This is a genomic window from Kitasatospora sp. NPDC004799, assembly GCF_040609095.1.
Taxonomy (GTDB): domain Bacteria; phylum Actinomycetota; class Actinomycetes; order Streptomycetales; family Streptomycetaceae; genus Kitasatospora.
In genome coordinates this window covers 1-1,106 of record NZ_JBEXJK010000835.1, presented here as the reverse complement: position 1 = coordinate 1,106, position 1,106 = coordinate 1, and the positions used below count along the sequence as shown (strand labels likewise).

Genomic DNA, 1,106 nt, shown 5'->3' with positions numbered 1-1,106 from the left:
GGCGGCTTCGAGGTCCGCGCCGAGCTCCCGGCCAGCCGCGGCTGACCGGGCCCGCCCCGAGCCGGCGCCACCGGCCCGGCCCGGCCGTTGGAACGGGAGAACAAAAAAGCCCCGCAGATCCTGAGATCTGCGGGGCTTCGCTGTGCGCGAGGGGGGAGTTGAACCCCCACGCCCTTTCGGGCACTGGAACCTGAATCCAGCGCGTCTGCCTATTCCGCCACCCGCGCATGGGTGTTGTCCTCGTTGCCGGCCGATCTTCCGAACCGCTCGGTACCATCGGTACTTCGCACTTCCTTGGACCGGCCTCCCTTCCGGGCGGCCCTTCCGACGTGGAAAACATTAGCACGACCTGGGGGGCTGCTCCGAATCCGTTGTCCGGGGAGGCCGACGGCACCCGAACCGGTGCCCGACGAACACCCGTACGACTGTCGGAAGGGCGCTCCGACGGGCACACCTGGCGTGCCGTACCCGAAATGCGTCACCCTGTGTGTCCGAGCCCACCCCCGGGCACCACACGGTCCGGGAACCGTACGGAAGGGCCCGGCGTGGATACGATCAGTACGGAAGTACCGCAAGTAGGAGGCGCGACCTGGTCCCGGGCGGGATCCGGCCGGCAGGCAGGCGAACGAACCCTGGAAGGGGGTGCCCCATGGGAGTGCTGAAGAAGTTCGAGCAGCGGCTCGAGGGTCTCGTCAACGGCACCTTCGCCAAGGTGTTCAAGTCCGAGGTCCAGCCCGTGGAGATCGCCGGGGCGCTGCAGCGCGAGTGCGACAACAACGCGAGCATCTGGAACCGCGACCGCACCGTCGTGCCGAACGACTTCATCGTCGAGCTGAGCCCGCACGACCACGAGCGGCTCAGCCCCTACTCCGGGCAGCTCGGCACCGAGCTGGCCGGCATGGTCCGCGAGTACGCGGAGGCGCAGCGGTACACCTTCATGGGCCCGCTCCAGGTGAACCTGGAGAAGGCCGACGACCTGGACACCGGGCTGTACCGGGTGCGCAGCCGCACCCTGGCCGCCGAGGAGCCCCAGCAGCAGTACGCGCCGCCGCAGCCCGGCTACGACCGTCCGCCGGCCGCCGCGGCCCCCGGCGCACCGTGGCAGC

The 1,106-nt window shown here is 70.1% G+C and carries 1 protein-coding gene and 1 tRNA gene; one reads left to right on the top strand and one right to left on the bottom strand.

The window, feature by feature from the left end; all coding sequences use genetic code 11:
• Positions 1–143: 143 nt before the first annotated feature.
• A tRNA-Leu gene (locus ABZW03_RS41165) sits at positions 144–227 on the bottom strand.
• 422 nt (positions 228–649) lie between these two features.
• On the opposite strand from ABZW03_RS41165, the gene ABZW03_RS41160 reads away from it, so the two are divergent.
• Positions 650–1,106: DUF3662 domain-containing protein (locus tag ABZW03_RS41160; protein ID WP_355270042.1), on the top strand; the 457-nt coding region annotated here is incomplete at its 3' end.